Origin of the sequence: Undibacterium sp. FT79W (assembly GCF_014284215.1) — a bacterium.
Taxonomy (GTDB): Bacteria; Pseudomonadota; Gammaproteobacteria; order Burkholderiales; family Burkholderiaceae_D; genus Undibacterium; species Undibacterium aquatile.
In genome coordinates this window covers 376,072-393,839 of record NZ_JACOGB010000006.1, presented here as the reverse complement: position 1 = coordinate 393,839, position 17,768 = coordinate 376,072, and the positions used below count along the sequence as shown (strand labels likewise).

The following is a 17,768-nucleotide window of genomic DNA, read 5'->3' as shown; positions in this document are numbered from 1 at the left end:
GATTTCGATGAGCTTGGTACCCAAGCCATTGAGCAGTGCATACACCAGCACTACGTGAAACGCTATGACCAGCCCTATGCCCAGGAACTTCTTGCCCGGCTCTTGCTGGCGATCTGAAAAATCCATTAATACTCCTCCAACCCCACAAGGTCTACTATTGACTCACGTCAAAACGGTTCAAACAAAAACAATTATAAATACGCTATGCGGTCAGTAGTTTCCTACACAGAACGCACCGGTTTTTCTTAAGCAAAATAGAGACCAGAATTTCAATCCGTTATTCAGCTTTAACTACCGCAGCAACGACGATCAATTCTGCAATCGCAAATTCGCATTTAATCCAAGCGGATTACCGAGATCTGAATATATCCGAGCATCGGTTGCTCAAAACATTACACATTTACACGAATCAATTTATCAGACTGCGAAGTAAAAAAACCAACTTCGTGTAAATATTTTTGTCCAACGTAACTTGATGTAAATAAACTTATATTCTACAGAAAAATATGTAAATTTATCTGCCAAATTTTTCCGAAGGCGCATAAAACCATTTCTCGCCATCAACTGTCAATAGCTAGCAAATAGTATTCCACAGAAAAACAACAGCGATTATTCTGCCAAAAAAAGAAAAATAAAGGAAATGCATTAATTTGTGCCTTGCAGCATAAAATTAGTGCATGGCCCCCTCTATGAAAAACTTTCATAAAATTATTCGTTATTGAATACTCAGGGCTGAATAAAATTTACTTTCAATAGAAATAAAAGCTGAAATCCCACAAAAGTTGCGCCGGTTTCTCTTTGTTTTTTAATGCATGACAGCAAAAATTTTTTATTATCTGTCACTTAAATCGTGATCACTGTCTATAAATGCGCAAAATCGCACCATTTAAGTGCAATCAAAAGCAATAAAAATTTTCTTCCTATCTCCTTATTTCCAGAAACTTAAGATAAGGTTACGGCGCACTACTAAGAAATTCCTCCGCCTTTTCATCAGATTAACAAATGACTGCATCAGGTGGCCGGAATCAGTGCCACTGAGGTTGGTCATATCTGGAAGTTGGAGACATTGCTATATGAATTTTAAGTTCGCAAAAAACAAATCTGCCGAGGTCATGCATCTGCACGGATACAAACGGATGTGTGCCATCGGTAGTTTTCTCCTTATAGCTCTGTACTGCGGAACCAGTACCGCAACTACTCCGCCCAACAAAGACGCGGGTTTTGCCGATCCGACAAAAGTCTTAAGAACAATCTTTCCAGTTGCGGAAACCGGGTTCGATCCCGCTGCAACGCGCGACTTATATTCAAATACGATTAACGAAGTTGTCTTTGAACGCTTATTCAGCTATGACTATTTGGCCAGCCCTGCCAGAGTTATCCCGGAGACCGCTGCAGAGTTACCAGAAGTCTCTGCGGATGGAAAAAACTACACGATACGCCTCAAGAAAGGCATTTACTTCAGCCCGGATGACGCGTTCAAAGGAAAAAAACGTGAACTGACGGTGGAAGATTATGTTTACTCTTTCAAGCGCTTAATGGATCCGAAAATCGCATCAAGCCACCGCTGGTTGCTGGAAGATAAGATTATTGGTCTGGATGCTTATGCCGCCAAAGCGAAGAAAACCGGGAAATTCGACTACGACGTCAAAATTCCGGGACTGGAAATCGTCGACAAGTACACCTTACGTATACATCTCAGCCGCCCTGATTTCAATTTACCGATGATTTTATCGTATGCCGCGATGTCGGCAGTCGCACGGGAAGTCATAGAAAAATATCAGGACTTACAGGGCTTGGCGATGGCGAATCCAGTCGGCACCGGCCCTTATAAGTTAACAGAGTGGGTACGTGGCTCAAAAATGGTGCTGGACGCAAATCCAGACTATCGTCCCGTCTATTGGGACTACGCCGCCAGCGCAGATCCAGCGGATCAGCAAATTGTTAAGGCGATGAAAGGCAAACGCATGCCGCAAATCGGCAAAGTCATCGTCAACGTCATCCTCGAAGATCAGTCTCGCTTGCTAGCGTTTCAAAAAGACGAAGTCGACTTATTTCAGCTTTACGGCGGACTCGCCCCGCAAGTCATGAAAAACGGCAAGCTGAAACCGGAATTCGAAAAAAAGGGCGTGCAGCTCTCGCGCATTATCGATCCAGAGCTAACGATTTATTACTGGAATATGCAAGACCCTGTCTGGGGTGGCCTGAGTAAAGAAAAAATCGCCCTGCGCCGTGCGGTCGCCATGGCGCATAAAGTCGAGGACGAGATCCGGATTGTCGATAACGGCGAAGCGGTTCCCCTTGAATTTCCCATCCCTCCCAGCGTGGTTGGACACGATCCAAAATACCGCAGCAGCATTCAATACAACCCGGCGGCGGCAAACGCGCTGCTTGATCAGTTCGGCTACAAAAAAGGAAAAGACGGCTATCGCACCCTGCCAGACGGCCAACCACTGGAAATCACCTATACGGCGCAAACCGAATCACGCGGCAAATTACAAGCAGAAGTATGGAAGAAAACCTACGACAGCGTCGGCATCCGTATGAAAGTGGATTTCCGTCCTTTTGCTGAAATTCTGAAAGCAGAAAAGCAATGCCAGTTGACACAACGTATTTCGCCGTGGATTGCCGATTATCCCGACGGCGACAATTTTATGCAGCTGTTTTACAGCAAGAATATTCATATGAATAACAATGGCTGTGTTGCGATTCCTGAATACGACAAACTGTATGAAGCATCGCAAAAATTGCCAGCAGGCGAAGAACGTGACGCGCTGTATCACAAAATGGCGCGGGTAATGGAAGTCTATTCGGCGCAAAGAATCGGTTATGCACGCTATCGCAATATGCTCTCGCAAGCGCGGGTCATCGGTTATAAAAAGCATCCTGTGATGCATGTCGAGTGGACCTACATCGACATCGATAAAAACAAGTAATGCACCATCTTCTTCCGAATTACCAGGACATCTCATGACCGCTTATATCTTGCGCCGCTTGTGGCAAATGGCACCCACCATGCTGGGTGTGATTCTGCTGGTATTTTTTCTGTTTAACTGGGTCGGCGGCGATCCGGCCTACCTGCTGGCAGGCAAAATGTCTAACGTCGAACAAATTGCGAATATCCGCACCCAGCTTGGCATAGACCAGCCTTACTATGTTCAGCTTTGGATTTTTATCAAGCAAATTCTGACCTTTAATTTCGGCAATAGCTGGAGTACCGGTGAGGCGGTATCGTCGATTATCGGCAGCCGTCTCGGTCCTTCATTGACGGTGCTGATTCCACTGACGATCTTGGAAACACTGATCGCCATTGCGCTCGCGCTGGCCATTGCATTTAAACGCGGCTCGCTGACTGACCGTACTGTCATGATTGCGTGCACGGTTGGTATGTCCATCAGCATTCTGGTGTACATCATCGTCGGCCAGTACTTCTTCGCGTATCAGTTAAGTCTGTTCCCGGTACAAGGATGGGGCAACAGCTTTGGCGAAAATTTATTCAAATACTCTGCCCTGCCGATTTTGATTGCACTGGCGGTTGGTGTCGCGCCGAACCTGCGCTTATTCCGCAGTTTTGTTCTCGACGAAGTGAATCAGGATTATGTACGCACAGCGCGCGCCAAGGGCGTGCCTGAACGGCGTGTGAAATGGGTTCACGTGCTGCGCAATGCCTCCATTCCCATCATCACCCATGTGATGTCGAACTTACCTGCACTGCTGATCGGTGCATTTTTGATTGAACGCTTTTTCTCGATTCCCGGCATAGGCCGCGAAGTGATACTGGCGGTCGAACGCAGCGACTTTCCCGTCATCAAAGCAATTACCGTTTATGTCGCCGCAGCCACCATGATATTTAACCTGTTGACTGATCTGCTGTACCAGGCGGTTGATCCACGCGTGCAGTTAAAATAAGGATCACACAAGATGACTATGCAAACTCAGACTTCCCCGGGATTATGGACGCTCGCATGGCGTCGCTTGCGTGCCGACAAAATTGCCATGGTTTCTCTGGCGATCGTCACGGCATTTTTGCTGATGCTCATCCTGTCCGCCAGCGGCATGATTGCTGCCGACTGGGAGCAGGAAACCGGCGTCAGTTACGCACCGCCACACTTTATCGGCGCGGATGGGCCTGTAGAAAAAGCAGACGCTACTTATACGGCGCAGGCCAGCCCGGCGGAAAATCCGCTCGATCCTTTGAAAGATGTCTTGCGCGAATTGCGTCAGAAGACTTCCGGCCAAACTGAGTCACTGGATTTCTATGGCATCAGTGATCCGCTGGCAAAAGAGATGGCCGACATCAATACCGCACTAGCAAAGTCAGGCAAAGCCATCGTTGCAGAACGTGCAAGCACCCTCCCTTTTGGGGCCGACAAATGGGGGCATGACATTATCAAGAAAACGATTAAAGGCGCAGAAACCTCGATTGTGGTAGGTCTGGTTGCCGCCGTACTGGCAACATTACTGGGCACTTTATTCGGCGCATTTGCCGGTTATTTCGGCGGTCGCACCGATGATTTTTTTAACTGGTTTTACAGCATTTTCACGTCTATCCCTTACTTGCTGCTGGTACTTTCGGTTGCAGCAGTTTTACAGCAAAAAGGCGTTTCCACCATCATCCTGATTCTGGCCTTCACCGGCTGGACCGGTCCATTCCGCCTGATGCGCGCCGAATATATGAAGCACAAAGCGCGCGAATACGTGTGGGCTGCCGACGCCATCGGTGCGACCCATTTCCGTAAAATGTTCATCCATATTTTCCCGAATGTCAGCCACGTCGCGCTGGTGCAAGTATCGATACTGGTGGTCGGCTTCATCAAATCAGAAGTGATACTGAGCTTTCTCGGCTTCGGCGTTCCGGTCGGTACAGTATCGTGGGGCAGCATGCTCAATGAAGCCCAGAATGAACTAATCCTCGGTAAATGGTGGCAACTGGTGGCGGCGACCACCGCGATGGCGGTGCTGGTGACGGCATTTTCTATGTTCACCGACGCCCTGCGCGATGCGCTTGATCCTAAGCTGAAATAAGGAAGCACCATGACTCACTCTACTTCGCCATTACTTCAGGTCGAGAATTTACGCGTTTCTTTTCGTATCAATAAAAAAGACAGTGTAGAAACGGTCAAAGGCGTGTCATTCAGCATTCCTCATAACGCCACAGTCGCATTGGTGGGCGAATCGGGCAGCGGCAAATCGGTCAGCTCACTGGCCGTAATGGGCTTGCTGCCACCGGACACCTCCAGCATTGCTTCTGATAGCAAAATTCTGTTTGAAGGCCGCAGCCTGCTGGAACTCAGCACAGAACAACGGCGCGAGCTGTGCGGCAAAGACATCTCCATGATTTTTCAGGAGCCGATGACGTCTCTCAATCCGGTCTTCACGGTCGGCTTTCAGATCGCCGAAGTCCTGCGTCTGCACATGGGCATGAATGCCAAACAGGCACGTGCCAGAGCGATTGCACTGCTGGAAGAAGTCGGCATTCCAGACCCGCAATCCAAAGTGGATGCGTATCCCAGCCAGATGTCGGGCGGTCAGCAACAACGCGTGATGATCGCGATGGCGATTGCCTGCGAGCCTAAATTACTGATCGCCGATGAACCGACCACCGCGCTGGATGTGACGATACAAAAACAAATCATCGATCTGATCGACGCGCTGCGCGTGAAGCACAAAATGTCGGTGCTGTTTATTACGCACGATCTGGCACTGGTCGGTGAAATTGCTGATCACGTCATTGTCATGCAGCATGGCGTCATTCGCGAGGCCGGCACGGTGCAACAGATTTTCGAGCAACCGAAAGACACTTACACGCAGGCGCTGCTGCATTGCCGCCCTTCGCTCGACACCCGCCCGTGGCGCTTGCCCGTTATCGCCGATTTCATCCATCATCAAGGTGCCCTGCCCGCTCAAAAAGAACGACAACGCGGCATTCGCGGCGATGAAGAAATCATCCTCGAAGTCAATAATCTGGGGAAAAGCTTTTTTACACGCGATGGCTTTTTCGGCAAAAAAGAATTCAAAGCGGTCGAGAATGTTTCCTTCAAACTCGCCCGTGGCAAAACGCTGGGCGTGGTCGGCGAATCCGGCTCGGGTAAAACCACGGTGGGCTTAACGCTGATGCGCCTGCATCAGGCCACCAGCGGACAAGCGATATTTGACGGCAAAGATATCTTGTCGATGACGGACAAAGCGTTTTTACCGTACAAGCGCCGGATCCAGATCATCTTCCAGAACCCTTACGCGTCGCTCAATCCACGTTTCACCATTGGCCAGATCCTGATGGAGCCTATGCTAATACACCAGATCGGTGCCAGCAATAATGAAAGAGTGGCGATGGCAATGCAGTTGCTCGATAAGGTAGGTTTACCTGCTGCGGCCTTTCACCGTTATCCGCATGAGTTTTCCGGCGGCCAGCGTCAGCGGATTGCGATTGCGCGCTGTCTGACGATGAAACCGGAAGTGCTGATCTGCGATGAATCGGTATCGGCGCTGGATGTCTCGGTGCAGGCGCAGGTGCTGAATCTGCTGCAGGATTTGCAGGAAGAATTCGGCTTATCTTATATCTTCATTTCGCATGATCTGGCGGTCGTGAAATACATCGCCGATCAGGTCATGGTAATGAATAAAGGCAAGGTGGTGGAACTGGCTAATTCGGATGAGCTTTATCTGCATCCGCAACAACCTTATACCCAAACGCTGTTGCAAGCGATACCGCGCGGGCTGCAAGCAGCGCATGTTAACGGCGGCATCTGAGCAGACGATGGAGTAATGATGCCCCGGGCGAATCTGACCCGGCCCTCTGCAAATAATCTTTTTCGGGGAGTATGCTTAAAAACAGCTGAATAGTCCGAATAAACATTGGGCATTAAAAATATACTGGGGGGAGTATATTTAGAGTAAAAATACCAGTTGATCACGCTTATTTTTCTGTGCACATCAGCTGTGAAAAACGAAATCAAGGTATGCATGTTAGGCGAAGTTAAGCCAGTCTTTCGCAATAAAGAAGCATGGATAGGGGATGTTGTGATCGCGATCAGAAACAAAGGCCGCCCGCCGGTGCAGCATTAAAACATCCGGGCTTGCACTTGTCCCCGACTGATCGTCCAGATGCCATCATTTGATTGAAAGTTAGTATTTGCCCGATTTGCGCGAAGCATCTACAATTCCGACCTGTTGTTGCCACCCCGCTATCCGGAAAGCAACGAAAACCGGCTTAATAAGAAGCTGGTGAAAGTAATCAGTAAAGGAAAATTTTTAAAAACCTGCTTGAAAGTAAAACAGGCTTTTAAAAATGACCGAAAACCACATCGTAATATTGATGCGGCCTTTCAAGGCATTTTCGGCTAACAGCCGCATCCGCATTACGACAATACCTGGAGTCAACATGGCATTTCTGCAAGGCAAAAAAATTCTGATCACCGGCTTACTGTCGAATCGCTCTATCGCTTACGGCATCGCACAGGCATGCAAACGCGAAGGTGCTGAACTCGCATTTACCTATGTCGGCGATCGTTTTAAAGACAGAATTACCGAATTCGCAGCAGAATTTGACAGCAAACTGATTTTCGATTGCGACGTCTCCAGCGACGAACAAATCGACGCTACCTTCAAAGATCTGGCACAGCATTGGGACCGTCTTGACGGTCTGGTTCATGCAATCGGCTTTGCCCCGCGCGAAGCGATTGCCGGTGAATTCCTCGACGGCTTTTCACGCGAAGCTTTCCGCATCGCACATGACATCTCTGCCTACAGTTTCCCGGCTATGGCGAAAGCGGCCCTGCCTCTGTTGCGCGAAGATTCTGCCTTGCTGACGCTGTCTTACCTCGGCGCTATTCGTGCGATTCCGCATTACAACACGATGGGTCTGGCCAAAGCATCGCTGGAAGCATCTGTACGTTACCTCGCAGAAGATCTCGGCAAAAAAGGCATACGCGTCAATGGTATTTCTGCTGGTCCGATCAAAACACTGGCAGCATCTGGCATCAAAGACTTCGGTAAGCTGCTGGGCTTCGTGGCTGACCATGCACCACTGCGTCGCAATGTGACTATCGAAGATGTCGGCAATACCGCAGCATTCCTGTTGTCGAATCTGGCCAACGGCATCACCGGCGAAATCACTTATGTTGACGGTGGCTTCTCGCATGTGATGGGTCTGAATGTCGATTCTTACAACCATTAAGAAGCGCTATATACTGACATTTAAAAAGGTGCACTGGCTGCACCTTTTTTATCGCCTGTCGTATTGTCGTACGCCGTCAATTTCAACAAGAATCTCTCGTGATCGTTTTGCAATCGATTACACTTGGACAAAATCAACGTAGCACCACCCTTCGTCATACGCCACGAATTCACTCAATACTATGCGCGCCGTTTTTCAGCTTCCCACAAAACTGACTCAGCAACTGATAGTCCTGATGATTTGTCTGATCGGCCTTGCCAGCAGCAATCATGTATGGGCAGAGAATGACGGATGCCATCCTGCATGGCCGGCCTGGTCGAATTTCAAAAAAACATTTATCACCACCGATGGCCGCGTGATTGATCACAGTGGCAGCATTAAACCTACCGTCTCCGAAGCACAGGCTTACGCGCTGTTCTTTGCCCTGATCGCCAACGACAGGGACAGTTTTGACACACTCCTGCGCTGGACAGAAAACAATCTCGCCTACGGTGATCTGACCGCCCACCTACCCGCCTGGCAATGGGGCAAACGTGCCGATGAAACCTGGGGCATCATCGATAAAAATGCGGCATCCGACGCCGACTTATGGATCGCCTACACGCTTGGCCTGGCGGGCGATGCCTGGAATGAAAAGCGCTACACGGCGCTCTCAAAATTACTTGCGCAACGCATCCTGAACGAAGAAACGGCGAACATCCCCAAACTGGGCTTGACGCTGTTACCCGCGCCAACAGGATTTGCGTTAGCGGATAAGTCCTGGAAGCTCAATGCCAGTTACCTGCCGATTCAACTCTTGCGCTGGTTTGACAGCACAGATAAAGATCCGCGCTGGAAGCAACTGCTGGCCTCATCCATGCAAATTATTTCTGGCTCGGCTCCGCAAGGCTACGCCGCAGACTGGATCCTGTTTCATCCCGACCAAGGCTTCACCGCTGACATCAACGGCGCAGAAAAAGGCGATGGCGGTTACAACGCCATCCGGGTGTATTTATGGGCGGGAATGATGAACGAGCACGATCCTGATCGCGCCACCTTAATCAAGGCATTGTCACCAATGGCAAAACTGACTGAAATGAAAGGCTACCCACCGGAGTTCGTCAACATCTTGACTGGCGAAGTAAAAAGCCCGGGCTCATCCGGATTTTCTGCCGCACTGATACCCTTCCTGCAGGCTGGCAAAGCAAGTAAAGCGCTGCAACAGCAGGAATTGCGATTGGAAGCACAAGCCATCAAGGCCGACGCATATTACGATCAGGTCTTATCCTTATTTGCCCTCGGCTGGCGCGAAAAACGCTATGCTTTTTCTGCAAAAGGAAAAGCAGAAATGGCCTGGCAGAAGAGCTGCAAAAAAATCAGATAAGCCGCCCGCACGCGATGAAACTCGCCCTTTCAGCTAAGACAGGCCGCTGCAATTGTTAAAAACTGGTGCTAATTTTCGTAAAATCATGTATCATTTCGTTTTTGCACTGCAATAAAACGCAGTAAAGAAAACTGTAGCATCGCAAGCCTGTGCATCTCCGTACCGGAGTTAGCATGTAAAAGCCCTCCCGCCCTGCATGTCTGGTTACACCAAAGACATCATCCTGGCGCAAAGCTTTTGTGCCGAAATCTCATTGTCGTCCGTTGTTGGATTCTCTGTGTTTATTTCGTTTGGTTGGCGCTGCATTTTTGCGCGCGTTTGTTTCTCATCGCGCTAAATTTTTACGAAAGTATTCCATGAGTTTTGAAGCACTAGGCCTCCACGCCAACCTGATCCGCGCCCTGACAGATTCCGGCTATACCAAGCCAACACCAGTACAGGAACAAGCCGTTCCCGCAGCGATCAACGGACGTGACCTGATGGTCTCTTCCCAGACCGGCTCCGGCAAAACTGCGGCATTCATGCTGCCAGCCTTGCATAAATTGATTTCCGCTGAAGTCGTTACTTACGACAACAGCAAAACACCAAACCAAGAACGTCAATCCGCCCGCTCACGTGGCGACCGTCCTCGTTTCGTCGCAGCAAAACCAAAAATGCTGGTACTGACGCCAACCCGCGAACTCGCGTTGCAAGTCACAACCGCAACTGACAAATACAGCGCCTATTCACGCCGTATCAAAGCCGTATCGATTCTGGGTGGCATGCCTTACCCAAAACAGATGCAGTTGTTGTCGCGCAATCCTGAAATTCTGGTCGCAACTCCGGGTCGCCTGATCGACCATATGGATTCCGGCAAGATCGACTTCTCTGAATTGCAAATGCTGGTACTCGATGAAGCAGATCGCATGCTGGACATGGGCTTCATTGATGACATCGAAAAAATCGTTGCCGCGACACCCGCCACCCGTCAAACCATGCTGTTCTCTGCGACGCTTGATGGCGTTGTCGGCAACATGGCAAAACGCATCACGACAGATCCTATGGTGATTCAGATTGCAGGCTCTGCCAGCAAACATGAAAACATCCAGCAAAAAGTTCACTTCGTGGATGATCTGTCCCATAAAAATCGTATGCTCGACCATTTGTTGCGCGACGAATCCATGGATCAGGCCGTAGTATTTACTGCGACTAAACGTGATGCAGATACGATTGCAGATCGCCTCAATATCGCTGGCTTTGCCGCTGCTGCACTGCATGGCGACATGCATCAGGGCGCGCGTAACCGCACACTGGACGGTTTGCGTCGTGGTCAGATCCGCGTATTGGTCGCAACTGATGTTGCTGCCCGTGGTATCGACGTACCAGGCATCACCCACGTATTCAATTACGACTTACCTAAATTTCCTGAAGATTACGTACACCGCATTGGCCGTACTGGTCGCGCAGGCCGTAAAGGTCTGGCAGTATCGCTGGTCAATCACGCAGAAGGCATGCATGTCAAACGCATTGAGCGCTTCACAAAACAATTGATCCCGGTCGATGTGATCGAAGGTTTTGAACCGAAGAAAACAGCATCTGCACCACGCTCTGCCGCGCGCAAACCAGGTGGCTGGAAACCGGGCGACAACCGCAAACCAGGCGGTGGCGGCTTTGGTAATAGCAAACCAGGTCAACGCTCATTCAGCAAACCAGCTGGTGCAGGCACAGGCGCTGCGCCACGTAAAGAAGGCAGCGGCGGCTATAAAGGCAATCGTTCCAGCGAAGGCAGTACACGTCGTTCATTTGGCGACTATTAATCGTCTGCTGGACGAAGCTGAACAACGGACGGTGCGGCTTCATTCTGCTGCATAGTACGTCGATATAGCTTTTGCCAGATAAGCAATATCACAAAAAAGCGATCACTACGGTGGTCGCTTTTTTTATACTGAGCGCCCCGGCGTATAATCATTAACTTGATGAACGCACTATCCTGATGATCTATGACCACCAACATTGAACCTGCTGTTCGCCTGACATCGTTTTCCCATGGTGGCGGTTGTGGCTGCAAAATCGCTCCCGGCGTCCTCGCTGAAATTCTCAAAAAATCAAGTGGCTTTCCAGTACCACCCGCTTTAATGGTCGGCATAGAAACGGCCGATGATGCTGCGGTGTATAAACTCAATGACGAGCAGGCGTTGATCGCCACCACCGACTTTTTTATGCCCATCGTCGATGACCCATTCGATTTCGGGCGCATCGCCGCCACCAATGCCATTTCCGATGTCTATGCCATGGGTGGCACGCCCATCATGGCGCTGGCACTGGTAGGCATGCCAGTCAATCAACTGCCGCTTGATGTCATAGGAAAAATCATTCAGGGCGGAGAATCCATTTGCGCCGAAGCCGGCATTCCGATCGCCGGCGGCCATACGATAGATTCGGTTGAGCCGATTTATGGTCTGGTCGTCATGGGCCTGATACATCCATCAAAAGTGAAACGCAATGCGGATGCCAAAGCTGGCGATAAGCTTATCCTTGGTAAACCTATTGGCGTAGGCATCTTGTCTGCCGCGCTCAAAAAACAAGCGCTGGATGACGCGGGTTATGCCAGTATGATCAACAGCACGACCAAGCTGAATCGCCCGGGGCAGCAGCTATCCCAACTCGACGATGTGCACGCGATGACAGATGTCACCGGTTTTGGTCTGCTCGGGCATTTATTAGAAGTCTGCCGCGGCGCCAATGTCACCGCCAGACTCAGCATGCAGGACATCCCTTTGCTGGACAAAGTAGAGCAACTCGCCACCGAGGGTTTTATCACCGGTGCCTCTGCCAGAAACTGGGCCGCCTACGGAAATGAGGTCAGACTGAATGCCGGTATCAGCGCTGCGCAACAGGCATTGCTGACCGATCCTCAGACCTCCGGGGGATTATTAGTTTCCTGTGAGGCGTCAGCAACAGATGCTGTTTTAACGATTTTCCGTGAAGGTGGCTTCTTTGAAGCGGCCGTCATTGGTGATATTGTTGCAGGCTTACCTGCAGTTGAAGTTAACCCCTGATTTTTTTGAATAGCCCGAAGATATGAATCAATTAGAACAACTGAAGCAATATACGACTGTCGTTGCCGATACCGGCGATTTTCAGGCAATCAAGGCCTACACACCGCGCGATGCCACCACGAATCCATCGCTGATTCTGAAGGCTGTTCAAAAAACAGAATATAAACACTTGCTGGAAAAAGCAGTCAAAGATACTGCAGGCAAATCCATCGATGAGACGATCGATCATCTGCTAATCGCCTTCGGCCTGCAAATTCTGAACGAAATTCCCGGTCGTGTTTCAACTGAAACCGATGCCCGCCTCTCTTTTGACACCGAAGCAACCGTCGCTAAAGGCCGCCAGTTAATCGCGATGTATGAAGCCGCTGGCGTATCACGCGAACGCGTATTGATTAAAATTGCCTCAACCTGGGAAGGCATACGCGCCGCAGAAATACTCGAGAAAGAAGGCATCCGCTGCAATATGACCCTGCTGTTTTCACTGGCACAAGCGATTGCCTGTGCAGAAGCTGGCGCGCAACTGATTTCACCATTTGTCGGGCGTATCTACGACTGGTACAAAGCAAAAACCGGTCAGGAAATATTTGGCGCTGATGATCCAGGCGTGTTATCCGTCAAAAAAATCTACACTTACTATCGCAAATTTGGCTACAAAACCGAAGTCATGGGTGCCAGCTTCCGCAACACCTCGCAAATTCTCGAACTGGCGGGTTGCGACTTATTGACGATCAGCCCGGATTTACTGCAAAAGCTTGCTGATACCAACTCGGTAATCACACAAAAGCTGAGCGCAGAAGCGGCAGCCTCTTCTGATCTGGAAAAAGTCAGTATGAATGAAAAAATATTCCGCTTCCAGCTTAACGAAGACGCGATGGCAACCGAAAAACTCGCGGAAGGCATACGTGCGTTCTGCACAGATACAGTAAAGCTGGAACAAATGATTGCAGCACTAAAATAAGTGTCACTGAACACGTCAGCGTATTCAATCACATTGCACGCACAACGGCTGCACGATTGCTAAACAATTGCGGTAGCGCTGTTGTTCATTTTTGATCTGCAGCACAGCAACAAAACCATCGCAGGGATAGAATTTTCTATCCCTGTTTTTATATCGACATCCGTATGAAAAAAGTCATTAATCTGACAAGCTGGAACCGACGCGAACACTTTGCTTTCTTTTCCCAATGCGACGAGCCATTTCACGGCATCGTCGCCAATATAGACTGTGACGCCGCCTATCAATATTGCAAGCAAACAAAAACGTCTTTCTTTCTGTTTTATCTGCACCGCGTTTTACAGGCGATCAATGATACCGAGGCAATGCGCTATCGCATCGAAGATGGTCTGGTCGTTGAATATGCGCGGATACACGCGAATGCCACCATCAGCCGCGCAGATAACACCTTTGGCTTTTGCCCGATACAGTTTCACGAGGATTTTTCCGTATTTTCAACAGATGCGAACAGTGCGATGGTCAAAGTAAAAAATGACACAGGTCTGTGCTTTACCGATGAATGCAAACGCAATGATGCCATTCATTTTTCTGCGATGCCGTGGATTAATTTTACAGGTATCACGCATGCACGCCGTCATGATGGCATGGATAGCGTACCGAAAATATCAGCAGGAAAATGTCATCTGCAAGATGGAAAAATGCAGTTACCTGTCGCCAGCTTCGTTCACCACGGACTGGTTGATGCTTACCACATCCATCAATTTCTGAGCCGACTGCAACAGAGCATGAACGAACTACCAGAAGCATAATTCTGGCATGCCCCACAGCCTATATTCCATGCGGGCTGGCAAGGCACAAGCCAGCCCCCACCAACACCAGCGTCAACACTGCAGCATAGAATAGTTTGAAGGTGAAATACCCTCAAGCCCCGCCAGATAAGACCAGATCAACGCCGCGATTGGCTAACTGATCAGCGCGTTCATTGCCTGGGTGGCCTGTATGCCCACGCACCCAGCGCCATTCAATCTGATGCGTCAACTGTGCCGCATCAAGTTCCTGCCAGAGATCGACATTCTTGACCGGGGCCTTAGATGCCGTTTTCCAGCCTTTGGCTTTCCAGCCAGTAATCCACTCTGTAATTCCCTTCAACACATACTGACTATCAGTATGTAAAACGATATGACATGGTCGCTTCAGTGCACCCAGCGCGCGGATTACCGCCATCAACTCCATGCGGTTATTAGTGGTTTCCCGTTCACCGCCGAATAACTCTTTTTCTTTCGTTCCTGCAACCAACAGGGCACCCCAACCACCGACACCAGGATTGCCCTTACAAGCACCATCTGTATAAATTTCTATCTTATCCATATTTATTTTTTTGCTTTATTTGCGACCGGAATGGCGGCACCGCGTACAACACGCTTCTGCTTCAATGCAGGCCCTATCATGCGCATGCCCCGCACCCGTTTAATTGCCTGCATGACGTAGACTGAGCCGAAATACGGCCACCATCGTTGTCCGGCTTTTTCCATGAATTGAAAACGATGCAACCATTTTTCAGTATGGCAAGACGGCGCGTAACAGCCGAAATGAACTTGCCCGATTTCCATATTTAATAATTTCAGCCAGTCTTTCAAACGGGCCGGGTTGATGAACTCACCGTCATGCGGCAGATAATAGTTTTTATTCAGCCGCCCGACAAATTGTCTTGCGCCCCACAAACTGGTCTGATTGAAACCCGTCACGATCAACCTGCCTTCAGGAATCAACACCCGTTCTACTTCGCGCAACATCTGATGCGGCTCCGCAGCAAATTCCAGTACATGCGGCAAAACGATGAGGTCTATGCTCTGCGTTTCAAAAGGCAGTTCAGAAAAATCATGCGTCACCACGACCCGGCTCGCACTTTCTTCCGTCAGATTCGTTAAATCCGGATTTGAACACCATCGATGCGGCATACGACTCGCCGCCAGTGCGTTAATCTGCGGCAAGCCGATCTGCAACGCATTAAAACCGAATATATCGACCGTGATCTTCGCCAGCAAGGCTTCTTCCCAGTCGCGAATATACCGTCCCGCAGGTAACTCCAGCCAGGTATCGAGGTCTATAATGTTCTTTTCCACAGCTTCCATACGTGTCTATGACGAATTCTCTGAGTATATTGACTGTGCCCGCTTTTGACGACAATTATCTGTGGGTCATCCACGACGGCAAACATGCGGCAGTCGTAGACCCCGGAGATGCGGCCCCTATCTTAAAGACGCTTGAAGCACATCAACTGACATTGTCAGCCATTTTACTGACGCATCATCATAGTGATCATATCGGCGGCGTTCCGGCGTTATTGCAGCACTTTAACGTGCCAGTATATGGCCCTGTAAATGATGGTATTCAGGCGGTCAGCCATCCCTTAGCAGAAGGCGACATCGTTGATATCCCTGAGATGAGCTGGACGCTGCAAGTGATCGCGGTACCGGGTCACACGCTGGGGCATATCGCCTATTTTGCATCAGCGCAGCACTGGTTATTTTCCGGCGATACACTCTTCGCCGGTGGTTGCGGGCGCGTGTTTGAAGGAACGCCCGCACAAATGTTGTCTTCACTTGATAAACTTGCTGCCCTGCCCGACGATACGGCGGTCTATTGCGCGCATGAATACACGCTGTCTAATTTGCGCTTTGCCAAAGAAGTTGAACCCGATAATCAGGCCATCGCAGAACGTTTACTCCGCGAGCAACGCAAAAGAGATGAAGGTATACCGACAGTGCCGGGACAGATAGGACTGGAAAAGCACAGCAATCCATTTTTGCGCAGCCGCGAACCTGCTGTTATTGCACGACTGCTAAGTGCAGGAAAAATATCTGCACATCAAGATGATGCTTCCACTTTTGCCGCCTTGCGCGAGTGGAAAAACAATTACCGATAATATCGAGAAGCCGCATCTGGCCCTCAGCACGGCTTCAACAACGTTACTGATTTTTTCATGTCTGAACAAGTTCAATCCTTAAAATCCCTGACCTTATTTTGCAAGGTCGTCGACAACTACGGCGACATCGGTATCTGCTGGCGTCTGGCAAGACAACTGGAGCGCGAACATCACATCAACGTCCACTTGTGGGTAGATGATCTGCGCAGCTTTCAGCGGATTTGTCCTGACGTAAAACTGAATATCGATACGCAGAACGTCGCCGGAGTCACCGTACATCACTGGCGCGACCAGAACGGTACATTTACGCCGGAAGATGTCAGCGACATCGTCATTGAATTTTTTGCCTGCGACATTCCACCCTCCTACATTCAGGCGATGGCGCAACGGCAGCCTCGTGCGGTATGGCTGAATCTGGAAGGTTTAAGTGCGGAAGCATGGGTGGAAGGCTGCCATACGCTGTCATCGCCTCACGGCTCACTGCCACTCACAAAATATTTTTTCTTCCCAGGATTTAACAGCAAAACCGGCGGACTCCTGATAGAGTCAGAATTAGAGCAGCAGCGTCAGCAATTTATATCAGACCCGGCGGCAATCACTGCGTTTCTCTCCGGCTTAGGATTAACCACAGACGAAATTAACTCGCTGAAGGTTTCACTTTTCTGCTACCCACATGCCCCGGCAGCCGCCTTGTTTGATGCATGGAAAAATAATGCAACGCCCATCACCTGCCTGGTGCCGGAAGGTGTTGCTGAGGAAGCGGTTAAGGCGTTCACAGGCAAACCCGCAACTGCTGGCAGCGTTACCACGATCGGTGCACTGACCATACGCGTACTGCCGTTTGTACCGCAACCTGACTATGACAAACTGCTGTGGGCGTGCGATCTGAATTTTGTCCGCGGAGAAGATTCGTTTGTCCGTGCGCAATGGGCAGGCAAACCATTTATCTGGCATATCTATCCGCAAGATGAAAATTTGCATCATGTAAAGCTGAACGCGTTCTTGCAATGTTACGGAGTTAATAGCAACAAGCTTGCGGCGATGATGCTCGCCTGGAATGCTGTGACGCTCCCCCCTATTCAGTGGGAGACCGTATGGCATGCATTGGCAGCAGACATGCAACAAATGACTGATCTGGCATTGCAATGGCAGCAGCAACTGATTGCCAATGGCGATATGACATCAAATTTACTGAAGTTTGCTCACACAGTTCATCAGCAAAGTGTAAATAATGAATAAAAATAAGGTAAAATACGCGGTTAATTTTTAATGTGTTTTTCAAATTGAATCAAACGGGCTTGCGGGGCGTTCTG

At 49.6% G+C, this 17,768-nt stretch carries 14 protein-coding genes; 12 read left to right on the top strand and 2 right to left on the bottom strand.

The window, feature by feature from the left end; all coding sequences use genetic code 11:
* Positions 1-1,073 precede the first annotated feature (1,073 nt).
* The 10 genes from H8K38_RS13185 to H8K38_RS13140 all read left to right on the top strand — a co-directional run bounded on the left by H8K38_RS13185 (position 1,074) and on the right by H8K38_RS13140 (position 14,338).
* A complete protein-coding gene (locus H8K38_RS13185; RefSeq protein WP_255422960.1) occupies positions 1,074-2,933 on the top strand; it encodes an ABC transporter substrate-binding protein in 1,860 nt (619 codons plus the stop codon).
* 34 nt (positions 2,934-2,967) lie between these two features.
* Positions 2,968-3,906, top strand: a complete 939-nt coding sequence (locus H8K38_RS13180; protein WP_186885273.1) for an ABC transporter permease — start codon at positions 2,968-2,970, stop codon at positions 3,904-3,906.
* 12 nt (positions 3,907-3,918) lie between these two features.
* Positions 3,919-5,022 (top strand): ABC transporter permease, encoded by a 1,104-nt coding sequence (locus tag H8K38_RS13175; protein WP_186885272.1) that lies wholly within the window; start codon positions 3,919-3,921, stop codon positions 5,020-5,022.
* A gap of 9 nt (positions 5,023-5,031) precedes the next feature.
* Complete coding sequence (locus tag H8K38_RS13170; RefSeq protein ID WP_186885271.1) at positions 5,032-6,747, top strand: ABC transporter ATP-binding protein; 1,716 nt, start codon at positions 5,032-5,034, stop codon at positions 6,745-6,747.
* Positions 6,748-7,378: 631 nt separating this feature from the next.
* Positions 7,379-8,173 (top strand): enoyl-ACP reductase FabI, encoded by a 795-nt coding sequence (fabI, locus tag H8K38_RS13165; RefSeq protein WP_186885270.1) that lies wholly within the window; start codon positions 7,379-7,381, stop codon positions 8,171-8,173.
* A gap of 181 nt (positions 8,174-8,354) precedes the next feature.
* Positions 8,355-9,536 carry a cellulose synthase complex periplasmic endoglucanase BcsZ gene (gene bcsZ / locus H8K38_RS13160; protein ID WP_255422959.1) on the top strand — a complete coding sequence of 394 codons (1,182 nt, stop codon included), beginning with the start codon at positions 8,355-8,357 and terminating at the stop codon, positions 9,534-9,536.
* A gap of 356 nt (positions 9,537-9,892) precedes the next feature.
* Positions 9,893-11,332, top strand: a complete 1,440-nt coding sequence (locus H8K38_RS13155; RefSeq protein ID WP_186885269.1) for a DEAD/DEAH box helicase — start codon at positions 9,893-9,895, stop codon at positions 11,330-11,332.
* A gap of 183 nt (positions 11,333-11,515) precedes the next feature.
* Complete coding sequence (selD, locus tag H8K38_RS13150) at positions 11,516-12,574, top strand: selenide, water dikinase SelD (protein ID WP_186885268.1); 1,059 nt, start codon at positions 11,516-11,518, stop codon at positions 12,572-12,574.
* 22 nt (positions 12,575-12,596) lie between these two features.
* On the top strand, positions 12,597-13,532 hold the full coding sequence (gene tal / locus H8K38_RS13145) for a transaldolase (RefSeq protein ID WP_186885267.1): 936 nt from the start codon (positions 12,597-12,599) through the stop codon (positions 13,530-13,532).
* Positions 13,533-13,696: 164 nt separating this feature from the next.
* Positions 13,697-14,338 carry a CatA-like O-acetyltransferase gene (locus tag H8K38_RS13140; protein WP_186885266.1) on the top strand — a complete coding sequence of 214 codons (642 nt, stop codon included), beginning with the start codon at positions 13,697-13,699 and terminating at the stop codon, positions 14,336-14,338.
* Positions 14,339-14,450: 112 nt separating this feature from the next.
* On the opposite strand, the gene rnhA is transcribed toward H8K38_RS13140, so the two are convergent.
* Complete coding sequence (rnhA, locus tag H8K38_RS13135) at positions 14,451-14,897, bottom strand: ribonuclease HI (protein WP_186885265.1); 447 nt, start codon at positions 14,895-14,897, stop codon at positions 14,451-14,453.
* Positions 14,898-14,899: 2 nt separating this feature from the next.
* Positions 14,900-15,661 (bottom strand): class I SAM-dependent methyltransferase, encoded by a 762-nt coding sequence (locus H8K38_RS13130; protein ID WP_186885264.1) that lies wholly within the window; start codon positions 15,659-15,661, stop codon positions 14,900-14,902.
* An 8-nt stretch (positions 15,662-15,669) separates the two neighbouring features.
* On the opposite strand from H8K38_RS13130, the gene gloB reads away from it, so the two are divergent.
* Both gloB and earP read left to right on the top strand, forming a co-directional pair.
* A complete protein-coding gene (gloB, locus tag H8K38_RS13125; RefSeq protein WP_186885263.1) occupies positions 15,670-16,455 on the top strand; it encodes a hydroxyacylglutathione hydrolase in 786 nt (261 codons plus the stop codon).
* A gap of 57 nt (positions 16,456-16,512) precedes the next feature.
* The gene (gene earP, locus H8K38_RS13120) at positions 16,513-17,694 is read left to right on the top strand and encodes an elongation factor P maturation arginine rhamnosyltransferase EarP (protein WP_186885262.1); all 1,182 of its coding nucleotides are present in this window, start codon (positions 16,513-16,515) and stop codon (positions 17,692-17,694) included.
* The last annotated feature ends 74 nt before the right edge of the window (positions 17,695-17,768 follow it).

Bases quoted from the DNA above. Each gene is read 5' to 3' on its own strand.
- H8K38_RS13185 (WP_255422960.1), top strand. From the start codon at position 1,074: ATGAATTTTAAGTTCGCAAAAAACAAATCTGCCGAGGTCATGCATCTG.
- H8K38_RS13180 (WP_186885273.1), top strand. From the start codon at position 2,968: ATGACCGCTTATATCTTGCGCCGCTTGTGGCAAATGGCACCCACCATG.
- H8K38_RS13175 (WP_186885272.1), top strand. From the start codon at position 3,919: ATGACTATGCAAACTCAGACTTCCCCGGGATTATGGACGCTCGCATGG.
- H8K38_RS13170 (WP_186885271.1), top strand. From the start codon at position 5,032: ATGACTCACTCTACTTCGCCATTACTTCAGGTCGAGAATTTACGCGTT.
- fabI (WP_186885270.1), top strand. From the start codon at position 7,379: ATGGCATTTCTGCAAGGCAAAAAAATTCTGATCACCGGCTTACTGTCG.
- bcsZ (WP_255422959.1), top strand. From the start codon at position 8,355: ATGCGCGCCGTTTTTCAGCTTCCCACAAAACTGACTCAGCAACTGATA.
- H8K38_RS13155 (WP_186885269.1), top strand. From the start codon at position 9,893: ATGAGTTTTGAAGCACTAGGCCTCCACGCCAACCTGATCCGCGCCCTG.
- selD (WP_186885268.1), top strand. From the start codon at position 11,516: ATGACCACCAACATTGAACCTGCTGTTCGCCTGACATCGTTTTCCCAT.
- tal (WP_186885267.1), top strand. From the start codon at position 12,597: ATGAATCAATTAGAACAACTGAAGCAATATACGACTGTCGTTGCCGAT.
- H8K38_RS13140 (WP_186885266.1), top strand. From the start codon at position 13,697: ATGAAAAAAGTCATTAATCTGACAAGCTGGAACCGACGCGAACACTTT.
- rnhA (WP_186885265.1), bottom strand. From the start codon at position 14,897: ATGGATAAGATAGAAATTTATACAGATGGTGCTTGTAAGGGCAATCCT.
- H8K38_RS13130 (WP_186885264.1), bottom strand. From the start codon at position 15,661: ATGGAAGCTGTGGAAAAGAACATTATAGACCTCGATACCTGGCTGGAG.
- gloB (WP_186885263.1), top strand. From the start codon at position 15,670: ATGACGAATTCTCTGAGTATATTGACTGTGCCCGCTTTTGACGACAAT.
- earP (WP_186885262.1), top strand. From the start codon at position 16,513: ATGTCTGAACAAGTTCAATCCTTAAAATCCCTGACCTTATTTTGCAAG.